This window comes from Candidatus Omnitrophota bacterium, assembly GCA_018894435.1.
In the GTDB taxonomy this organism is placed as follows: Bacteria; Omnitrophota; Gorgyraeia; order JAHIPI01; family JAHIPI01; genus JAHIPI01.
This window is the reverse complement of sequence record JAHIPI010000069.1, coordinates 32,065-51,283: the sequence shown is the minus strand read 5'-3', so window position 1 is coordinate 51,283 and position 19,219 is coordinate 32,065. Positions and strand designations below refer to the sequence as shown.

Here is a 19,219-nt window from a genome sequence, read left to right as displayed (position 1 = left end):
GTGTCCTGATATGTCTTTATCTTTAACCTGTAACTATCATCATAGTCGTAAGTTACGATGTTGTTATTTTGGTCTTTCTTTGTCTTGAGATTACCCATCTTGTCATAGATATAGTTAATCTGTTCGTTGTATTCATATGTTACATTTGTTAGTCTGTTTAACAAGTCGTAATTATATGTAGTAACATGATTTTTGGCATCTTTTATGGTTTCGGGGTTTCCATTCTTGTTATAAGTAATAATTTCCCTACCGCGTAGGTGTAAAAAGGTACACCTACGCGGTGTAGAAATTGCCGTGGGAATCGATCATTGTGAGGCGGTTTGGTGAGGATTGTAACTGATGTAGATGTAACAACTTAAAATGCAAAAGGGTGGCTCCCGAGGGAGCGTCCCGTATCGTCTTATTGACCATAGGACAGTGAGGCTGTGCCGAACGTCTTGTCGAGAATTACAAGGCTTGAGGTGAGTGGTAGCTTTGCCCTGTTGCTGGTAGGGCTGCTCTTATTTCCTACAAAAAAATCTGTCCAAATCATTCATCTGACATTTTCTTAACGTAAAACATAATAGGACCATATTTATCTGAAATTTCTTTATCTGGAGTAATAACTGCAATCCTGCAAGTAATTATCTTATCTTTTGGCAAGTCATCAGGGCACCGATATGAGTCAAAGCCAAAACCGCCTTTGTGGCGACCTGTGAAGGAATAATAATCGCTTTCAACGGTATGAGAGATATATAAGTTATTTTCAATATAAAAACTGACTTGCATTTTAAGTTTTAATGCACTCTTGTTGAAATATAAATCCTGAGAATAATTGTCTAACACGATACCGAAGCTATGCCTTCCAAGATATTTATTTTTGAATGTGAATTCTCTAACCGCTCCAGCTTTTGTAACATCTATTTTTTCATACATTAGATAGTCATATAGATCGTCTGGTGGCATCAACATTTGCACAAGAACTCGCAATCCTTCTGACTTGCTATTGCGCAAGATATAGCTATTAAAAAATCGTAATCCTAAAAAACAGAATATACCACTAACTAATATGAATAATACAAGGCTGATCAATATTTTTATTAGTATTCTCATATAGCTTTTCCTCTCTATTTCTTACCAAAAGGTGCATCTCCATACTTTTCTCTTAAATCTCTTAATAAATTTTCACCATATTGATCGATCACAGCATCACAATAGTGTTGGCAGTGATTCCAATCCCAGGGATTCCACCATGGCATCCTCCAATCCATATCCCAATCTTCCTGTACATCTTCTTCAGCCTGTCTTGTATAATCATCATCATATGTTGTTGGGTCCTCGCCAAAATCATATTCATCTTCTGTGTGACCTACATCATCTCTTATTGAATCATCGTTAAAGAAACCGCTATTAGTCCCATCGTCATAAAAAATTTGATCGTGATTGGCAAATCGACCAGGCCACCCATCTACCGGCCTAGATCCTCGCCGTGCTAATCCTAAGGAATCCACCCAATTCAAGGGATTGTTATTTACATACGCATACAAATTCGGCCCATCGACAGGACCTGCCGGATCCGGGCTCATGAACCTTCCCAAAGAGCAATTGTAATACCTAGCCCTATAATAATACAATCCTGATGTTTTGTCAAATTCTCTTCCTGTGAAGTAATGCCTGTTGCCGAATTGTGATTGTGGGATTTCCGTGTGGGTGGAATCGTACAGCGTCGGCTTGCCATATGCATCATAAGTGTAAGTTTCAACAATTGCGCCTGCTGGGTCAGTAATAGCCTTTACACTACCAAGCCCGTCATAGTGGTAGTAATAAAAGTTAGCGCCTTTTATCATGTATAATATCTCATCTATGCTGTTGCCATAGACGTATTCGCATATGATATTGCCTACGTTATCAGTTTCAGCGATAACACGGTTACCGTCATAGATGTATTTGGTGATGGTGCCGTTGTCGTTGACTTTAATGCGACGGCTAAGGTAGTCATAGGTATAGATTGCTTCGCCCGCCTCTGGCGGGCTCGCAATGACATTTGTAAGGCGGTTGTCGTAATCATATTGATAATACGTAGTGCCGCCTGCATCGGTCTTTGTTTTAAGGCAACCTGTATTGTAATAAGTATATGCAGCGCTGCCGACAGCATAATATCTATTAGCGTTATTTACAGAATAGGAAGTAATCTCGGCTCCTTCCGTAACGGTCTCTCTATTCCCCGCTGGGTCATAAACGTAATGCTGATCTGGCTTCGTCGGATAATCTACATTCGTGAGCTGATATGTGGGATCATAGGTATAGCTATTAAGTCCTTCGGCATCGGTCATAGTCTTGCGATTGCCGACCTTATCGTGGGTGTATGTGAAGGCAGCGATGGTTGAGCCGCCGAAGGTAGAATTGGCGAGGGATTCGAGGCGATTTAGGGTGTCATAGGTGTAATCGACTTTCGCTCCATTCGGAAGCTCGAGTTTTTCCCTCTGAGATAATTCATTCCATGTATAGGTAGTTACTTTGGGCGTGGCGCCTTCCAGCGTTATCGTCTTCATCCTCTTCACTATGTCATAGTCGTAACTTACGACTTTGCCCGAAGGATACGTTATGCTTGTTCGATTGCCCAGTTCATCATATCCGTAGGAAACCACGACATTCCCCGGATATGTTACCTGCTCGAGTTCGTTCCACTCATTGTAGTCATAGTGAATAGTTCCGTTTGAATCTATAACATCTTTTAAGGCGCCATCGTCGTAATAGTAATAATTGACGGCTGTAGTGTCCTGATATGTCTTTGTCTTTAACCTGTAACTGTCATCATAGTCGTAAGTTACGGTGTTGTTATTTTGGTCTTTCTTTGTCTTGAGATTACCCATCTTGTCATAGGTATAGTTAATCTGCTCGTTGTATTCATAGGTTACATTTGTCAGTCTGCTTAACAGGTTGTAATTATATGTAGTAAGATGATTTTTGGAATCTTTTATGGTCTTGAGATTACCGTTCTTGTCATAAGTACAATATGTGGAGTATTGATTGGCATCCTTGACTTCAAGGAGCTGATTTAAGACGCTGTAGGTATAAGTTGTAATATGACCCTCGGCATCGGTAATCGTTTTGGGATTACCGTAGTTATCATAGATGTAAGCGGTAATATATATCGTCGCAGGATCTTTTTCTCTCTTTTCTTCATTTAAGAGGCCATTGTTATAATAGGTATATCTTGTGATATGGGTTTTGGCGTCGGTTTTTGTCTCGAGCTGGCCATAGCTGTCGTAAGCAAACGTCGCTACATAGTCTGTTCCATCGGGTATCTTATTTGTAACCGAAAGGGGATTTCCGTCCGATGGGTCATAATCGAATTCTATCATCAGGCGGTTTTTGGCATCTGTGATGGTCTTTACTTTGTTATATATAGGATCATAGGTATAAATAGTTGCATAATCGACTCCGGCTTTATTTCTTGTAAGTGTCAGAAGATTACCCATATCGTCGTAGGTAAACTTTATTTCGTTGCCTTCAGGGTCTTTTATGCTCGTTCTATTTAAATCGTCGTCCCACGTATAATAGGTGGTCTTTCCATAGGCATCCGTTATACTGACTGGCCTTCCAGAATCATTGAAGTATATTATTGAGTCTTTTCCGTAGTAATCTCGTATCGTCAGCTTCGGTTCGGCGCTGCTATAAATATAGGTTCTCTTTTCCTCATTATTATCTTTATACTCACATTGGAGCCGGCCATATTCGTCATTGTAATATGTGAAGTATCTATGGCCGCCTTCCGGATACTTTATGTAATTTAACTTCTGCGTGTCTGTTGTATAGGCATAGTCGGTAGTGTTTTGAAGCGGGTCTTTAACTGAGATAAGATAGCCGTATAGTTCATGATAGCCATAAGTTACCTTTCTTCCTGCAGGGTCTTCGATATAATCGAGCCGCGTATAAGTGCGCGATGTGCTTTCAAGTATGGCTGTCCAGGTCTTATAAACAAAGGTATAGGTTCCGGTACTCGGGTCTGTTATTATATGTAAGCGGCCGTCGGGGTAATAGGCAAAATTAATAGCGTTGCTATTAGTATCTACAATAGATAGAAGTTGACCTGATGTGCCAAAATTCAAGATTGTTCCGTCTTTCTTCCTTATCTTATATGTGTTATCCGGATTTTTGGTCAATTTATCATGAACGCCGGGCATATTTGTATAAGCGCCATCTCCCACGGGTGTAAACATCGTCTCTGTGCCGTTGCCCATTACAAAATCAACTCTGCCGTCAGGATATTCTTTTAGCCGTATATTACAGCTATGGGTCCATCCTTTCCCAAATGGTTCCTCATCCCGCAGTGAATGGTCATAAATCCTTGTTATTTTCACGGTCATACCGCGCGCCGGATAGGAAAGGTCGGTATTTTCTACTAACTTACTGAGAAGCGGCGACGTGGTTGCGTCGAGTGATATCGTAAGAGCTGTGTTATTCGAAGCTGTTTGGTTCAAAGTATCTTTGAGGGTCGCTTGTACAATATAGTCGGACGCGGGTAAGCGCCCTGTAGTATCCCAGCAATAAGTCCAGTAAGTGCCGTCTTCACTTAATGATAAAGGAATAACTCCGGAATCGTAGCCGGTGCTTGCCGATATAATCCTTACTGTCCCGCCGACTATATCAGGCGCATTGTAGCCCTCTACGACGTTGATATTTACAAGAAGGCCTTTTTCATATTGGTTATCGTTATCGCCATTGGATACGAAAGAATCCACCCTGGCGATTTCCGGCGGTTTATTAGCTATCGCCACACTGAAGACATTGCTCCACTGGCTGCTTAACCCACCTTCGTCAGGAGGTAAAGACCATGAACGGATTTTATAATAGTAGGTCTTCTCAACAACCCTATTTTTAAAGAATAACGAAATATCGCTTAGCCAATAAATCTTGGGCGCGCTGAATTGCGGGTTTTCATCTTCCCATAACTCGTAGATATTGCCGCCCGAGGAGGATGTATCTGTCCACTCCAATGAGTATGTATCATATATATCAGGGCCGGAGGTGCCATTTAATGCGGGCGTAGGCGGCTCGGATGCGACATAGCGGTTAGATGAGATGAGCCGCAGGCTATCTATATTAAAGTTTCCTTGAGATTCGCTATCTCCGGGATTTACAGTAAATATAATATTCTTGACTTGGCTAAAATCTACGATAGCCGTATCGGAGAAGTCGTATATAAATTCTTCCCACGTACCTTGAACAGTTGAAGAGCGCGTCTTCTCCCAAGTACCGCCATGGATATCCTCTATACTCAGTTTTATCGATAATCCGGCATTTTCAGTGTAAACCCAGAATCTCACTTCACTAAACCGCGTAAAATTATTCGTGATACCGTCCTGTATCGGCTGAGCGCCGAAGCAGCTGTTTTCATAATCGGGGAATTTATGATACTCAACCTTTAGGGACTTAGTTCCGTCTTTACTGAAATTATCCTGAACCCATCGCTGATACACAATCGAGCCATTTTTGTCCCACCATTCGCCGATTCTCTTCTGGGTATCCTCAAAGTCTTCCAAGACAAGCATAGGTGTTGTGGTATCGAATTTGACGCTTTGTGTAATTTCTGTAACCTGCCCTGCGCCGTCTACAGCGCGGACGGTTATTATATTACTGCTGGATGTCAAAAAGATGTTCGAGGCTGTATATCTGCCGTTCTGGACAGCGGCCTGCACGCCGTTTACGGTTACGGTTGCGTTGTTGTCGTCAATCTTTCCTGATACGGTGATATTGATAGGCGAATATGTCGCGATGCTATATTTTGCCGGCAGGTCGATTGTAAAAGTAGGACCAAGTATATCTTTTCCGAATGAGCCTGTTTTGCCTATATTTGTGTTGATCAGATCGTAATCATCACTATTAATCACACCGTCGCCATTCACATCGGCCCTCTCATCCCAAGCCAATTGGCCCGGCGTTGTTCCCATTGCATTGTTAATAATAACACTATCTTTAGAATCGACTATATTGTCATTATTGCAGTCGCCGGCCATAAGTGGGTCAAATACTAGATTATCCAAATAACTTCCATCATTGATTTCCAGACCCGATATGGTCTGGCGCAAATACCCGTCGGTTTTTACCGATAAATCGTAAGTGCCTTCCGGAATATCAAAAAGATTAAATTTTCCGTCTCGGTCGAGTGTTATCTGAATACCCGGAGTGGCTGGATCTTCATCATTAATTGGTGCATATTCAGCAATTGGGGTTGTTTGTCCTGTATTTGACAATATAAAGGTATATTGAGCGGTATAATTTGTTCTGCCTTCAAGACTAACTTGCCCTGCTATACGGCCTCCTGTGTAAGCAACAGGGTAAATTATGCTTGTGCCCCATAGAGGATTGACATTTCTTTCTAAGAGCGCAAACCACGCTGTTGTTCCAATATGCGGTGATGCATAATAAGGATAGCCCCAACCCGAAGTCACGCTATCGTGCGAAGCGACAATAAGGCCTTTTCCATTGGTATGGAGTCCTTCAGTCTGGACCCTTCTTAATTCACTCGATAGATTACTTGATTTAACAGTATCACCTGTTACGGAATAAGCTATGCCCATCTGAGCCGTTCCTTTAAACCACACTCCGTCGAGGTCTCTGTTGCAGTCAAAGCCGGTAAATCCATCGGCTGTTACGGCGTAATTATCCTCAACCCATTTCAATGATTTTATAAAAGGCATTACTTTTCCCAGGGCCATAATGGATATGGCATTGGAATCTATGTATAAACTCGGTGTATTTATTGTAAGGCCGTCGTCGAGCGTTCCCGCCCAGAAGAGTTTATCAACTTTATTCCAACCTATCTCTTCCACAAATCTCTTTGCCCACACTGCTGAATCCTCACATATAGGATTACCTGTCGCATTAAATAGCTTCATAAATGCCGCATACACTGTGGAATTTATCTCTACCGATTTATATGTCTGGAGGACCTGATTCGGTTCCCAATCACGATATCCTGTGAAATATCCCGGATACAACGTATCGTAATATTCTGCATTGAGAAAGTTCGCAAGGCCGATAGCGGCGTTCAGTATATCTTGGTTATTGGCAGGGTCGGTTCTATAGAATTGTAACCATGCGATCATAGCCCACGCCATATTGCCGCAGCCTGAGTCAGGGGCCTTTACGGCAGCAAAGCTTGTCTCTGAGTCAATGAGGTTTGTCGACCAGTATACATCGCGTAGTCTCCCGTCCTGGAAGATAGGGTCGTTGTCCTGACAATACTTTAAAGCATATGAGAGAATCTTAGCCCGCTCAAGATCCTCGGGCTTTCCTCTCGAAACGAGTGCGCATATCGCAAGGGCTGTGTCGTATATCCTCGCTGAATAATTATCATTGAAGGTAGGCGTTGGGACATAGCTTTCTATAAGTCTTAAGGTGTGCCAATCTGCCTGTTTAATTTTAAATGAAATCCTGTCATAACTTGAAAGGTTAGTTGGTGTCGTTCCATTATAAACTGCGGTATACCAATAATCCGTGCTATTGTCCCAGACAATCTTGTGGGTTCCGCCTTCATCTACGCTAAGGGCGCACGATTCGCTATCTGAAGTCCAGTATCCCAAAGAATTAACGTGCGGATCTGCATTCTGGAAATCATCTATAAGAAGCTCTCCGGTTTGAGGACTTGGTTCTTTTAATTTAATGTCATCAAGATATATTGTCCCTCCTGTTACGGGGTTATCGAACATTAGCAAGAAGGCGACCATCTGTGTAAGGTTTACACCTCCAGATGCAAAGTCCACCAACGGTATCTCAACCTCCTGCCACGAATCCGTAACGCTGAGGTAGGCATTTATATTTACTGATGTTTTATTATTGAGGAAATCCTTTGCTTGGACTTTAAATTCTGTCGTCTTCTTATAATACTTATCCATTTCATCGTAGATATGCTGATATGCAAGGTCTTCGGATGGAGAAGAAGATTTATACGCCACATGATACGTCTTCTCGGAGACATTGCCTGCTTCGTCGGTGGCGGTTATTGTAATGAGATTATCGCCTTCTTGGAGTATTATGCCTTCTACAGAGAATTTTCCATTTGATAAGGCGGCTTCGATACCATTCACGGTAATAGTGACGCTTGAGTTATCAGAACACGCCCCTGATACAGTAACAGGATTGTCGCTTATAGCCATCTTATCAAAGAGGGCATCGGTAATGACAATCGGAGGCCGTGTATCAACCGTGACTGTAACGGTAACGGGTGGGTAGCTTCCAACTAAGGTTGAATTTTTGACTGTAAGCATTAGCATATTATCGCCTTCAATCAAACCTGATGCTGTAAATGACCATGTTATTTCTTGATTAAGCGGAACAACCTCTGTACCGTTGCTCCAAAGAGAGGTATTTGGCTCTTTTGCTCCTGTTACAACTTGGAAGGTCTTATTTGTATAATAGTGCAATCTGTCAGGTAAAGGCGGCATTGGCCCAGATGATGTTTGGATAGGGTACGCACCGATATATCCGCCATCATCGGCCGCATTGAGGCATGGTGAATCTTCTTGTAAATAGAAGTTGTTTTCTTGAGGATTTACAAATAATGGGTCAAGAGAAATATTCTTATTGATTAAAGGAGGAGTGAATTCTACTCCTTCCTCATCAAGCCAATAATTATGAGCATTACCCCATACGTCATTATGGTGGATTAGGGCTGTTCTTTCGTTAAAACGCTCATTATCGCGGTATGTTAGTGATATTCCTTCTTTCCCATTGACTATTATGTTATTTTTTATCTCGGGTTTTTCCTCATGCATACGCAGTATGAGGCCATAATTGTTATTATAAAGCGTGTTATTTTTTAACTGTCCTAATATTGCGCCTCCGAATGCCTGAGAGAAACAATAAATAGCGGTGTCAGCATTTTGTATCAGATTGTATCCAATTTGAGGATTAATATCGGGGCTTTGATACATATTCCAGATTTGTATGCCCTTGCCGTAATGTTTCAATGAATTATCTTCACCAGGCAATGTATCAAGGAATTCAGGATCTGGTTTTATAATGCAGTTTTTCACAGTAACATTTGAATTTATGGCAGTAATACCTGCGTCTTTTATTAATTTCAAACCAGAATAATAGGCATTGGTGAATGAGATTACGTTATCATAAGGATCTTCCTTGTATAATATAGTGAAATTTTCGATTGTTGGGTCTGCCTCTTTAATAGCAATGTTACCTTTTAGTATAGTATTGTAAGGGGCATCGCCGATCAAGGTTATATCCTCTTCTATCATTAAATTCTCCGCATAGGTACCGGAAGATACATAAATAATAGGAACCTGCCTCTGGGGATCGTCAATTACGTCTTGGATACATTCTCCTTGCCCAACTCTCACTGCAGGGGTATCCTGAACCGTTATTTGAAGATCCGCCGTATCTTCGCCACCTCTGCCGTCGGTCACTTTCACATTTACTTCGTAATATCCGGCCTGATCATACGTAGGCGTCCATTGGAATATGCCTGTGTCGCTGCTGATAGTAGCGCCTTCAGGGTAATTTTTGTCTAGTATAGATTCAAGTGAATAGGTGGGCAGATCACCATCATCATCGTGTGATGGGACAGGAAATGAAAGAAGTACCCCTTCATTAACGGTTTTCAGAGGTATAGGATCGATCTCGGGTGGGGTGTTTGGCCTTTCGGTTTCTACATAATATACTTTTTGAGGATAAATAGTGGAGTACACGATTCTAGGGGCAGTTGCGTTATTTAATTTTATCTGTAAATCCTTTGGGCCGTATGAAATCGGTAATGCATTTACTTTTTGCCGGCTCGACCAAGTAGCGCCTTCTTTGACTTTGTAAAAAATGTCTTGTCCATCGACATACGCAACATGTATTTGATTTAGAGTATCAATAGTTAAGGAAGCCCTGACTATACTGCCTGAAGATAATTGGGCAATTTCCTCATAGGACCACTGCGTAGGATTCTTTATACCGAGAAAGAGTTTTTGAGGACTTATATCTAATTGAACGATGCAGTATAGGTTATTATTGCTGTCAAAAGCCATCGCCCCATTTGGATCTTGAAGGATATTATAACTATCTCCAAAAGTTATCGGCCCAACCCACGTGCCGCTTGATTTGTAATAATATTTAAGGCCGCCGTTTTTTCTGCCGGCAATGACATACGGTACCGGATTGAGGCCGTGAGTTACAATAACTGTCACTGGCTTCAACATATATGAATATTCTTTTATATCAGTATCGATATTCTGTTGTGTACCTTCTGCCGGCTGCCAACTTGTTCCGTTGTAGAACATATAATGTATCTTTTCCGCGCCGCCGTTATTGTTCCAATATGCAACGTGAAAATTGCCATTGTCATCGATACACATTGATTCGTAATTGCCTGTCCATGTGCCTTTTAATGCATCCTCCTGCCAGCTTCCGCTCTTATTGGTTCTATATGACACGCCCTGTCCGTATTCAGTTGCATACGCAATATGAACTCTGCTATTGCTATCTAAAAAAATTGACGTCTCTGCACAGGCATATGGTTTCCAGACCAGTTGCTGATTTTGCCAAGAGTTATTTTCTCTGTAAGTATAATAAATGTGCGCGGGCCAGCCATCAGAACCCTGGTTTACGCCAAAACTTATATGCGGCTCATCTTGATTGTCAATAGCAAGGGAGGGATCTGATCTTCCATAAGATTGGTCTACGGGAACCTGAATCTCCGTGACAAGCCAATTATACGTAGGGACTTCGGCAAAGGCACTGCAGGTTAAAATAAAGAGGCCGGCTATGGCAAAAAGCATACCGCCAAATATAGGGCGATATCTTGGTGATTTTGTACGAAATGTTGTAAGGTGCCGCCGCTTATTCATCGCCATTACCTTTTTTAACAGATTTTAAAAATACTAAAAGAAGTTATGAAAAAAATAATAGCCTTTTAAAGACTACATTGCCATAATACCTCATAAGTAATTATACCATATAGCAATAGGTAATTCAATAGAGAAAAACTTACTTTTTTATATTTAACAATTGTCGAGCATTATCCGGCGTATCTATTTATGAGATAACGAGTTATGAATACAGTCCTATGATATTTAATATAGCGATCTATGGGCATAAAAAGGGCGGGTTTCCGGACTAAAAAAAACCCGCCTCAAAAAAGCTTTATTCTAAAGGAAAACCTTCGTTAACTGCCGCTGGCGGGCACCAGAGGTTGGCGTAGGGATACGATACTTTTATGAGCCGGTTATTGGTGTCATCGGCGAATTCGAATTCGAGGTCGAGCGCGGTCCTGTTGAGGCCCGGGACCATTGCCCATGGCAGATAATATGTATCCGGTAAAATCTCCAGGCTTCCTGCCGTAAGAGATGATATTGTAGAGAATGCGCAGATTGGCGAGCCCGGTAGAATTGCTTCGCTCTGATGTTGGTAGTATGCCTGCGTCGCTGTGACGTTCAGGTCTTCGATATCGCTCAGGTAGTTTCCGGCGGTATCGGTATTGTTTGTGAGATTGACGTCGTAATACATGCTTGTGCCGATGTAATAGGCAGGATATAGGTCTTCCTCGAGGTAAAGATAGTTATCATAGACAACATCATATGATAACGGCCATTCTGAGGCCATGGCGTCTATGCTGCCGTCTTTCGGCACGTATGGGGGTACCGGTGGCGGGTCTGTCTCCGCGGCCCATATTTTGCCGTTACCTTGATAGTCAGTATAATCGGGAGGCTCAGGATCGGGATCAAAATTAGGTAAATAAACTGCAGAATGTTTCATAACTTCCCAGAGGTAACCGTTATTTGGTTGCATTTTTTTGCCTATGTCTGTGTGATTTTGGCGGGCGTATTGAAGCTGAAGGGCAATTAAACCCGCAGCATGAGCAGTAGAAAAGGATGTGCCCCAAACCCACCAAGTGGAATTATCGGGTTTAACAGTATATACACGGGAACCCGGCGCAACTATATCCACACCACCGTCCGAGCTATTTTCCTCATAGACATACCGCGTCTGATCTTCAGCATGTCCGCCTACAGATATTACATTTGTAAAAGCGGCCGGATAACTGGAATGGTCATAGCCTCTATTTCCTGAAGCGGCCACAAGGATAATCCCTGCATTATATGCATTATTACACTTGTTTTCAAATTCTTGTCTTTCATACGGCCATAAGGGATACTGCTCTAGCGGATAATCTTCGTCATAGGCACCTAAGCTCATAGAAATTATATCGGCTTTATGCGGTTCTGCCGAAGCCCACTCAATGCCAGCCCATACATCACTACCCCACCCTGTCCCGCTTGCATCTAACACCTTTACCGCATAAAAGCCTGCGCGATATGCCACACCTACAACTTTATCATCTCCCCTGCCAACTGCCAATGATACCACTTTTGTCCCATGATTCTCTTCAACATCAGTAGTCAACGGGTTACCGTCATCTTCAACAAAATCTGTTCCACCAAGATAACTTGGCTGTAAATTTAGTAAATCATAATTTACCCCTGTATCTAAGAATGCAATTTTTATGCCGGCCCCGTCAAGGTCATACCTATCCCAAGCAGCCTGAGAATTTAAACCCGCTTCTAAATTATTCCACTTAACTTCGGCGGGCCCACTATATAAAAGCATCATCTGTTCATTTACTTTTTCTTCCCATTCTCCGCTAGCTGTAACATAAGTACTTTTTGCTATCTCTACTTTTCGTTTGTATTCTTCCCGTGCTTCTTTTTGCTTCAAGCGACATTCTTTTAGCAATTGTGCATATTGCGCAATTTGCGCCTGATAAATCGGTTTGTTTTTCTTATTAGCATTTCTAAAATTACGTACCGCTTCGTTGTATAATTTCACAAGCCTTTTTCTTTCAGCGGCAATTGCTTTTAACGCTTGAAGGTACTCTCGCGTAGCCTGTCGTAAAGTCGTTAAACGCGCTTCGCGTATTTCTCTAAAGTATCCCTTCTTAAGCCGCAGAAAATTCCTTAATTCTTTCGGATCGCGTTCTTCAGAACCTGGTTGTGCCCTTACTATCACATCCGGATATACATTCTTAACGGATTCTTCCTGCTTTAATAATTCAATATTTTCTTGAGGAATTTCGCAGACGAGAGCTTTTATTGTGGTGAATAAACGTATCAATTTGCCGCCATATTTATCCACCAAAGAAGTATCTACTATTGCATCATCGTTAAACGAAACGATAACACGTTCTTTACCCTGGGCTTGTAGTTCGTCAAGATATATTTCTGTGGGTGATTTTTGGTCAGCGGCAAATGCGAAAGATGAGATTATGAAGAAGGTTAAAAATAGTAGACATACGAACAATGTTGTACGCGACTTCATGTGAATCCCCCTTTTTTACTTCTCCCTTTTGATTGGTATAACAAGTATATCACATTATATCGGGAGCGTCAAGGGGATAATCGAGTAGCGAATTGCTTCACATTAAATGTTACCCAAGGTAAATTTCTAAGCATTCGTTGACTCATAAATGATGTTACCGCAAAATATAACCCTCGAAAGGGGGTTATATCATGAGTCCGAAGGCTAGAATGGAATACCTTGAGACTATTTACTTACGCTATAAAAGAGCAGGCCGCCAGGAAAAAACATTAATCCTGACCGAGTTCTGCATAAACTGCTCTTACCACAGAAAGCACGCCATAAGGCTGCTTAATAATTTTAAGCGTTTTACCAAACCTAAGCCCAAAAAGAGGGGCCGGCCTTCAAGTTACGGCAAGCACTTTGTAATAGAACCTCTTAACCGCATATGGCTTTGCGCGAATCTTCCGTGCTCCAAGAGGATGAAGGTTATTCTGCCTATGTGGCTAAGGTATTACTCCGAAGAATACGGAGGCCTATCTTTAGAAGCAGTTAAAGCGCTTCGCAAGATATCTGCCGCAACTATTGATAGGCTTCTTAAGCCGTTACGCATAAAATATAAGACCCGAGGAAGATCGACCACTAAGCCCGGCACCCTTTTACGCAAGCAGATACCCATTAAGACCGAGCAGTGGAACGAGGCCCGCCCAGGCTTTTTAGAAGCTGACACTGTAGCGCACTGCGGCGAGAACCTCGCCGGTATGTTTGCCTACACTGTTGACTTCGTAGACATTGCCACAGGCTGAACAGAGCAAAGAGCCGTATGGGGCAAGGGTGAAGCCGGCGTAGTAGCTGAGATAAAAGACGTCGAAGAGAACCTTCCCTTCCCGCTATTGGGCTTTGACTGCGACAATGGAGGCGAATTTATCAATTACCATCTCATGAGGCATTTTGGCCAGAGAAAAAAGCCTATTAGCTTTACTCGGTCCAAATCATATCGCAAGGATGATAACTGCCATATCGAACAGAAGAACTGGACGCACGTAAGGCAGTGGATAGGATACCATAGACTGGATAATCCCGATGTCGTGCCTCTTATGAATGACCTGTATAAAACCGAGTGGAGGCTCTACCATAACTTCTTCCTGCCTTCATTCAAGCTCCTGGAGAAGAAAAGGATTGCATCGAAGACCGTGAAGCGTTATGATACCCCAAAGACACCTTACGATAGGGTCTTGGAATCGCCATATGCATCGGCTTCTGTAAAAGAATCTCTCAAAGAACAGGTTGCCTATCTTAACCTTTTTAGATTAAGGGCGGCTATGGAGAAAAAACTTGAAAAAATCTTCGCTACGACATACAAAACCAGACGTCACCATTAATCATTAACTTCGGTAACATTTACTTATGAGTCAATAGTGGAGGCAAGGTTTTCCCTTGCCGTCCTCTCACACCACCGTACGTACGGTTCCGTATACGGCGGTTCGTGTAGTTAATTGAATCCTTCGCAACTCATCCAGTAGTGATATAAGCCCAAGAGAGTCGAAGTATTTCTTGGGATAGGCTTCGTTCATGTGCGAAGCTCCGGCATTCCACCAAGGGCCTCGTCCATTGCCGGCTGATAACATTGCTCGTTCTTCGGACAGCCCCCTTGACATAAGTTTCTTCTTCCGGGCATGGAAGCGTTTGGCCTGTCGCCAGATAACACAGCGAAGCCTACGTCTTATCCATGAATCGGTTTCCTCAAATGCTATCTTTGTCTGGTTGAGTTTAAAGTAGTTTCCCCAACCTCGCAAGACAGGATTCAGCTCCTCTTGGATGAATCGCCCAAGATTACGGCCCTTGCCCTTTCGGAATATTTCCTTCAGGTTACCCTTTAGACGTCTCCATGATTCCGGGGCCGCTTTGAGAAGCGGCTTGAGATTCACTGTCATTGAGTACCCTAAGAATTTTCTCCGTGAAGGACGGTCAACCGCGCTCTTGTCTTTATTCACCTTGAGCTTAAGTTTACGTTCAAGGAAGTCGGTGATGGACTTTAATACTCGTTCTCCCGATTGGCGTGACCCGACATAGATATTACAGTCATCCGCATACCGGCAGAACGCATGTCCTCGGCGTTCCAGCTCTTTGTCGAGGTCATCAAGTAAGATGTTCGACAAAAGTGGTGATAAAGGCCCTCCTTGCGGAGTTCCCTGCACGCTTTGGCTTTCAAGTCCATCTTGCATAACGCCGGATTGCAAGTAGCGGCGGATAAGAAGCAAAATTCTCTTATCTTTCACCTTTCGAGCAATCCTGGCCATCAATATATCATGGTTTACCCGATCGAAGAACTTCTCCAAGTCAATGTCCACGACCCATACCTTCCCGCTTGTCACATAGTTTTGGGATTGCCTGACCGCCATGTGAGCACTGCGATTTGGACGGAATCCGTAGCTTGACTCTGAGAAGCCCAAGTCAAAGATAGGACTTAGGACTTGGTGAATTGCTTGTTGAATCAGACGGTCTAAAACCGTGGGAATGCCAAGAGTTCTCACTCCCCTGTTTCCGGGCTTTGGGATTTCTACGGCTCGCACGGGATTTGGTTTATAGGTTCCATTCAACAGAGCATCTTTCAGCTTCGGCCAATGTTTATGTAGATAGGAACGAAGGTTTTCCGTTGTCATACCATCTATTCCGGGAGCGCCTTTGTTCTTTTCTACCTGACACAGGGCCAAAGTCATGTTGCCTCGTTCGACTACTTGTTCCATGAGTTGGTCTTGATTCGGACTTGGAGTATCTTTAGCTACCGTAACATTGGACGCACCGTTTTCAGGCCATGGGGAGTTCCGCTCCTTGCCTCTTGAGACGGTTTCGGATATTTCATTCCTCTTTGTCGGCGTCTTATCTGTCATCGAAGTAAAAGTTCCTTATCCTTACTACATGTTCAGGCCTTCATCAAAACTGATTTCGTTTTGACTACTATGCCCTCTGCTGACTTCTGTCCGTTGTTCGGGACAGACCTCCCCGGGTAATGCACACTTACCTTCACGCTTATGCCCGTCGCATATACGTTCATGCCTTCCGGATAGGTATTGGGCTTGAGAGACATTTGCCTCCTCACCCGGCATGCCCGCCTCTATGCGCTTCCTGTTCGTCGGGCCAGCGCTTTGCCTGCGGCTTCCTTCAGATTCCGCCTCACGGCGGACACCCTTGCCGTCCGGCTAACAGTTCCTCCTATCAGGCCTGTAAAGGACTTTCACCTTCAAGTAAGTGCGCCCTGCCGGGCGCACAAATAAAAATCCCCAAGCATTTTCTGCCTGGGGATTTTATATTGTTCGAATCCGGCTATTCTAAAGGAATAACCCTCTTACCAGGAATTACGCCTGCCTCTGCCGCCGCCTCCTGAGCCTCCTCTGTCACCACCGCCGCCGCCGCGCGGTTTATCATCTGTGCGGGGACGCGCTTCATTGACATTGAGGGTCCTGCCCTGTAAGTCCTTGCCGTTTAGCCCTGCGATAGCGGCTTCGGCCTGGGTATTATCAGGCATTTCGACAAATCCGAAACCCTTGGATCTGCCGCTGAACTTATCTTTAATGATGCTGACCGACGCCACCTGGCCCATAGCTTCAAAGGCCTGCTTTAAATCATCTTCGGTGGTATCGTACGACATATTGCCTACGTAAATCTTCATCCTCATCCTCCGATTTTTCTCACTTAAGAATAAAGGCCCGGCGCCTATCGCCGAGCCTTTTGGCTCTTTTGAGTTATGCTTTCACTACATTTACTGCCTGCTCGCCCTTAGGACCGTTCTGGATTTCGAATTCGACTTCCTGACCTTCCTCTAAAGACTTATAGCCATCACCCTGAATCGCTGAGTGATGCACAAATACATCGTTGCCGGACTCGGGGGTGATAAATCCATAACCTTTTTGGTTATTGAACCACTTAACTTTTCCTTTTGCCATTATCTACTACCTCCTTTCCTAAAAGATTTAATAGTAAATAACGGCCAAAACAAAAAACCCGCAAGGCGAATATTCCTTTTCCTTGCGGTCCAAGCTATTTCTCCTTCATTTACTACAGGGGGTAGTGTATCACAGGGGCATGAGTTTGTCAAGCGAAAAATGAGGGGCGGGCAAAAAAAGAGGCCCGGCGTTTATAGCCGGGCCCCTATGTTTTCGAGTTACAGCTTCACTACATTTACTGCCTGCTCGCCCTTAGGACCGTTCTGGATTTCGAATTCGACTTCCTGACCTTCCTCTAAAGACTTATAGCCCTCGCCCTGAATCGCATTGTGATGCACAAATACATCGTTGCCTGACTCGGGTGTAATAAATCCATAACCTTTTTGGTTATTGAACCACTTAACTTTTCCTTTTGCCATTATCTACTACCTCCTTTCCTAAAAGATTATAGTAAATAACGACAAAAAAACAAAAAAACCCGCAAGGCGAATGTTCACTTACCTTACGGTCCAAGCTATTTCTCCTTCATTTACTACAGGGGGTAGTGTATCACAGGGGCATGAGTTTGTCAAGCGAAAAATGAGGGTTTTTACATAGAAAAGATATTAAAGGATGTTACCGCAAAATACGCTATAATCATGGAGACGACGCCCACTAATAGCCCTATTTTGAACCATTCCAGAAAACCTATCTTAAGATGCTCTTCGCGTTCAAGCGCGCCCAGAGCTACAATATTGGCCGTTGAGCCTATTATAGTAATATTGCCTCCGTAACAGGCGCCGAAAAGGATGCACCACCAAAGCGGCTTTAAGCTGAAATTTAAAATATGCAGGTTCTGCACAACGGGTATATAGGAGGCCACTACCACAGTGTTGTCCAGAACGCTCGAAAGAAAACCGCTTGAAAATAGCGCCATCCCGGCAAGGAGCTTAGGGTTACTTCCAAAGGCCGAAGTGATCTTTTCGGCAAACAATAGCCCTATGCCGGAGGCCTGGATCACGCCCGCCTGGGCAAAAAGAAACATAAAAAATAATATCGAAGTCCAGTCCACTGCCTGCTCGATATAATATTTCGCTTTTTCCCTGCGGCAGGCTATGAGCAAGCCGGCGAATATTACCGGAGAGATCACCAAAATAGCGTTATTTTCCATCCCAAAAAAAATCTCTATGCGTTTGTGTAAAGCGATGGATGCGATCATGAAAAGGAATATAACAATACTGATCTTTGTGTGGGCGTCTAATGAAAAGGAACTTGTCACCTTTTGGCCGAGCCCCGATGCGAGGCGCGCTGAGACCTCTTTGACATATGGCCTGTACCACAATACCAAAATAGCTATAGCCACAAAAAGTACCACGGCCGAAACCGGAAAAGCGCAGCGCAAAAAGTCCTCAAAAGACAACCCTCCGCGCAATGCCAGAAGGACGCCCACCGGATTACCGAGCAACGTGGAAGCGGAGCCTATATTTGTGGTAAGAACAGAAAATATTATGAGAGGCGCCGCCTTTACCTTTAACGATTTGGATATGTCAAATATTATGGCTACCATAAGCAATATGGACGCCACTTCTCCCATAAGCGCGGAGAACGCGGCGGATATTATGCCGAGGAGGATAAATAAAGTGACGCCGTTTATGCGTTTCATGCGCAATATCGCATTCGCCAGCAAATGGAAGATGCCCGTCTCTTTCATGGCGCCTATGACGATCATCATGCCGATAAGAAAGAGAATTACATCAAAAGAGGCGTACTGGATAAAAGTCTTTAGGTCGACGCTTCGCGTCAAAAACAAAATACCGCTGCCTACAAAGACAAGGCTGACTCTCACGTCCCAGAAAAATAAGGTGCCTAAAATCGAGGATAAGAATATAAAAAGAACGAACGACTGTTTGGCCGTAAAGCCGTTCCTGGAAGACCCAAACGCCAGTAAGCCGGCGATGGCTAAGAGCAGCATGGCTTTGCCGCTAGATTTCGATAGCAGGGCCATATTCATTGTCCTT

The 19,219-nt window shown here is 43.4% G+C and carries 10 protein-coding genes and 1 pseudogene; 1 reads left to right on the top strand and 10 read right to left on the bottom strand.

Going from position 1 to position 19,219, the window contains the following annotated elements:
- The 4 genes from KKI13_05655 to KKI13_05640 form a co-directional block, all read right to left on the bottom strand.
- Positions 1-302: RHS repeat protein (locus tag KKI13_05655; GenBank protein MBU4488533.1), on the bottom strand; the 302-nt coding region annotated here is incomplete at its 3' end.
- A gap of 226 nt (positions 303-528) precedes the next feature.
- The gene (locus tag KKI13_05650; GenBank protein ID MBU4488532.1) at positions 529-1,092 is read right to left on the bottom strand and encodes a hypothetical protein; all 564 of its coding nucleotides are present in this window, start codon (positions 1,090-1,092) and stop codon (positions 529-531) included.
- A gap of 14 nt (positions 1,093-1,106) precedes the next feature.
- Complete coding sequence (locus tag KKI13_05645; GenBank protein ID MBU4488531.1) at positions 1,107-10,763, bottom strand: putative Ig domain-containing protein; 9,657 nt, start codon at positions 10,761-10,763, stop codon at positions 1,107-1,109.
- A gap of 364 nt (positions 10,764-11,127) precedes the next feature.
- Positions 11,128-13,299: a S8 family serine peptidase gene (locus KKI13_05640; GenBank protein ID MBU4488530.1), complete on the bottom strand. Its 2,172-nt coding sequence runs from the start codon at positions 13,297-13,299 to the stop codon at positions 11,128-11,130.
- Positions 13,300-13,490: 191 nt separating this feature from the next.
- On the opposite strand from KKI13_05640, the pseudogene KKI13_05635 reads away from it, so the two are divergent.
- Positions 13,491-14,660 (top strand): annotated as a pseudogene (locus tag KKI13_05635) (integrase).
- Positions 14,661-14,726: 66 nt separating this feature from the next.
- Here KKI13_05635 and ltrA read toward each other — a convergent pair.
- From ltrA to KKI13_05605, 6 genes are all read right to left on the bottom strand, one after another.
- Positions 14,727-16,169, bottom strand: coding sequence for a group II intron reverse transcriptase/maturase (ltrA, locus tag KKI13_05630; GenBank protein MBU4488529.1), 1,443 nt, complete (start codon positions 16,167-16,169; stop codon positions 14,727-14,729).
- A 32-nt stretch (positions 16,170-16,201) separates the two neighbouring features.
- Entirely contained in the window at positions 16,202-16,366 is a 165-nt protein-coding gene (locus KKI13_05625; GenBank protein MBU4488528.1) for a hypothetical protein, read from the bottom strand.
- Positions 16,367-16,624: 258 nt separating this feature from the next.
- Positions 16,625-16,948, bottom strand: a complete 324-nt coding sequence (locus tag KKI13_05620; GenBank protein MBU4488527.1) for an RNA-binding protein — start codon at positions 16,946-16,948, stop codon at positions 16,625-16,627.
- A 73-nt stretch (positions 16,949-17,021) separates the two neighbouring features.
- Positions 17,022-17,222, bottom strand: a complete 201-nt coding sequence (locus tag KKI13_05615; GenBank protein MBU4488526.1) for a cold-shock protein — start codon at positions 17,220-17,222, stop codon at positions 17,022-17,024.
- 218 nt (positions 17,223-17,440) lie between these two features.
- Complete coding sequence (locus KKI13_05610) at positions 17,441-17,641, bottom strand: cold-shock protein (GenBank protein ID MBU4488525.1); 201 nt, start codon at positions 17,639-17,641, stop codon at positions 17,441-17,443.
- Positions 17,642-17,811: 170 nt separating this feature from the next.
- On the bottom strand, positions 17,812-19,206 hold the full coding sequence (locus tag KKI13_05605; protein MBU4488524.1) for an anion permease: 1,395 nt from the start codon (positions 19,204-19,206) through the stop codon (positions 17,812-17,814).
- Positions 19,207-19,219: the final 13 nt, after the last annotated feature.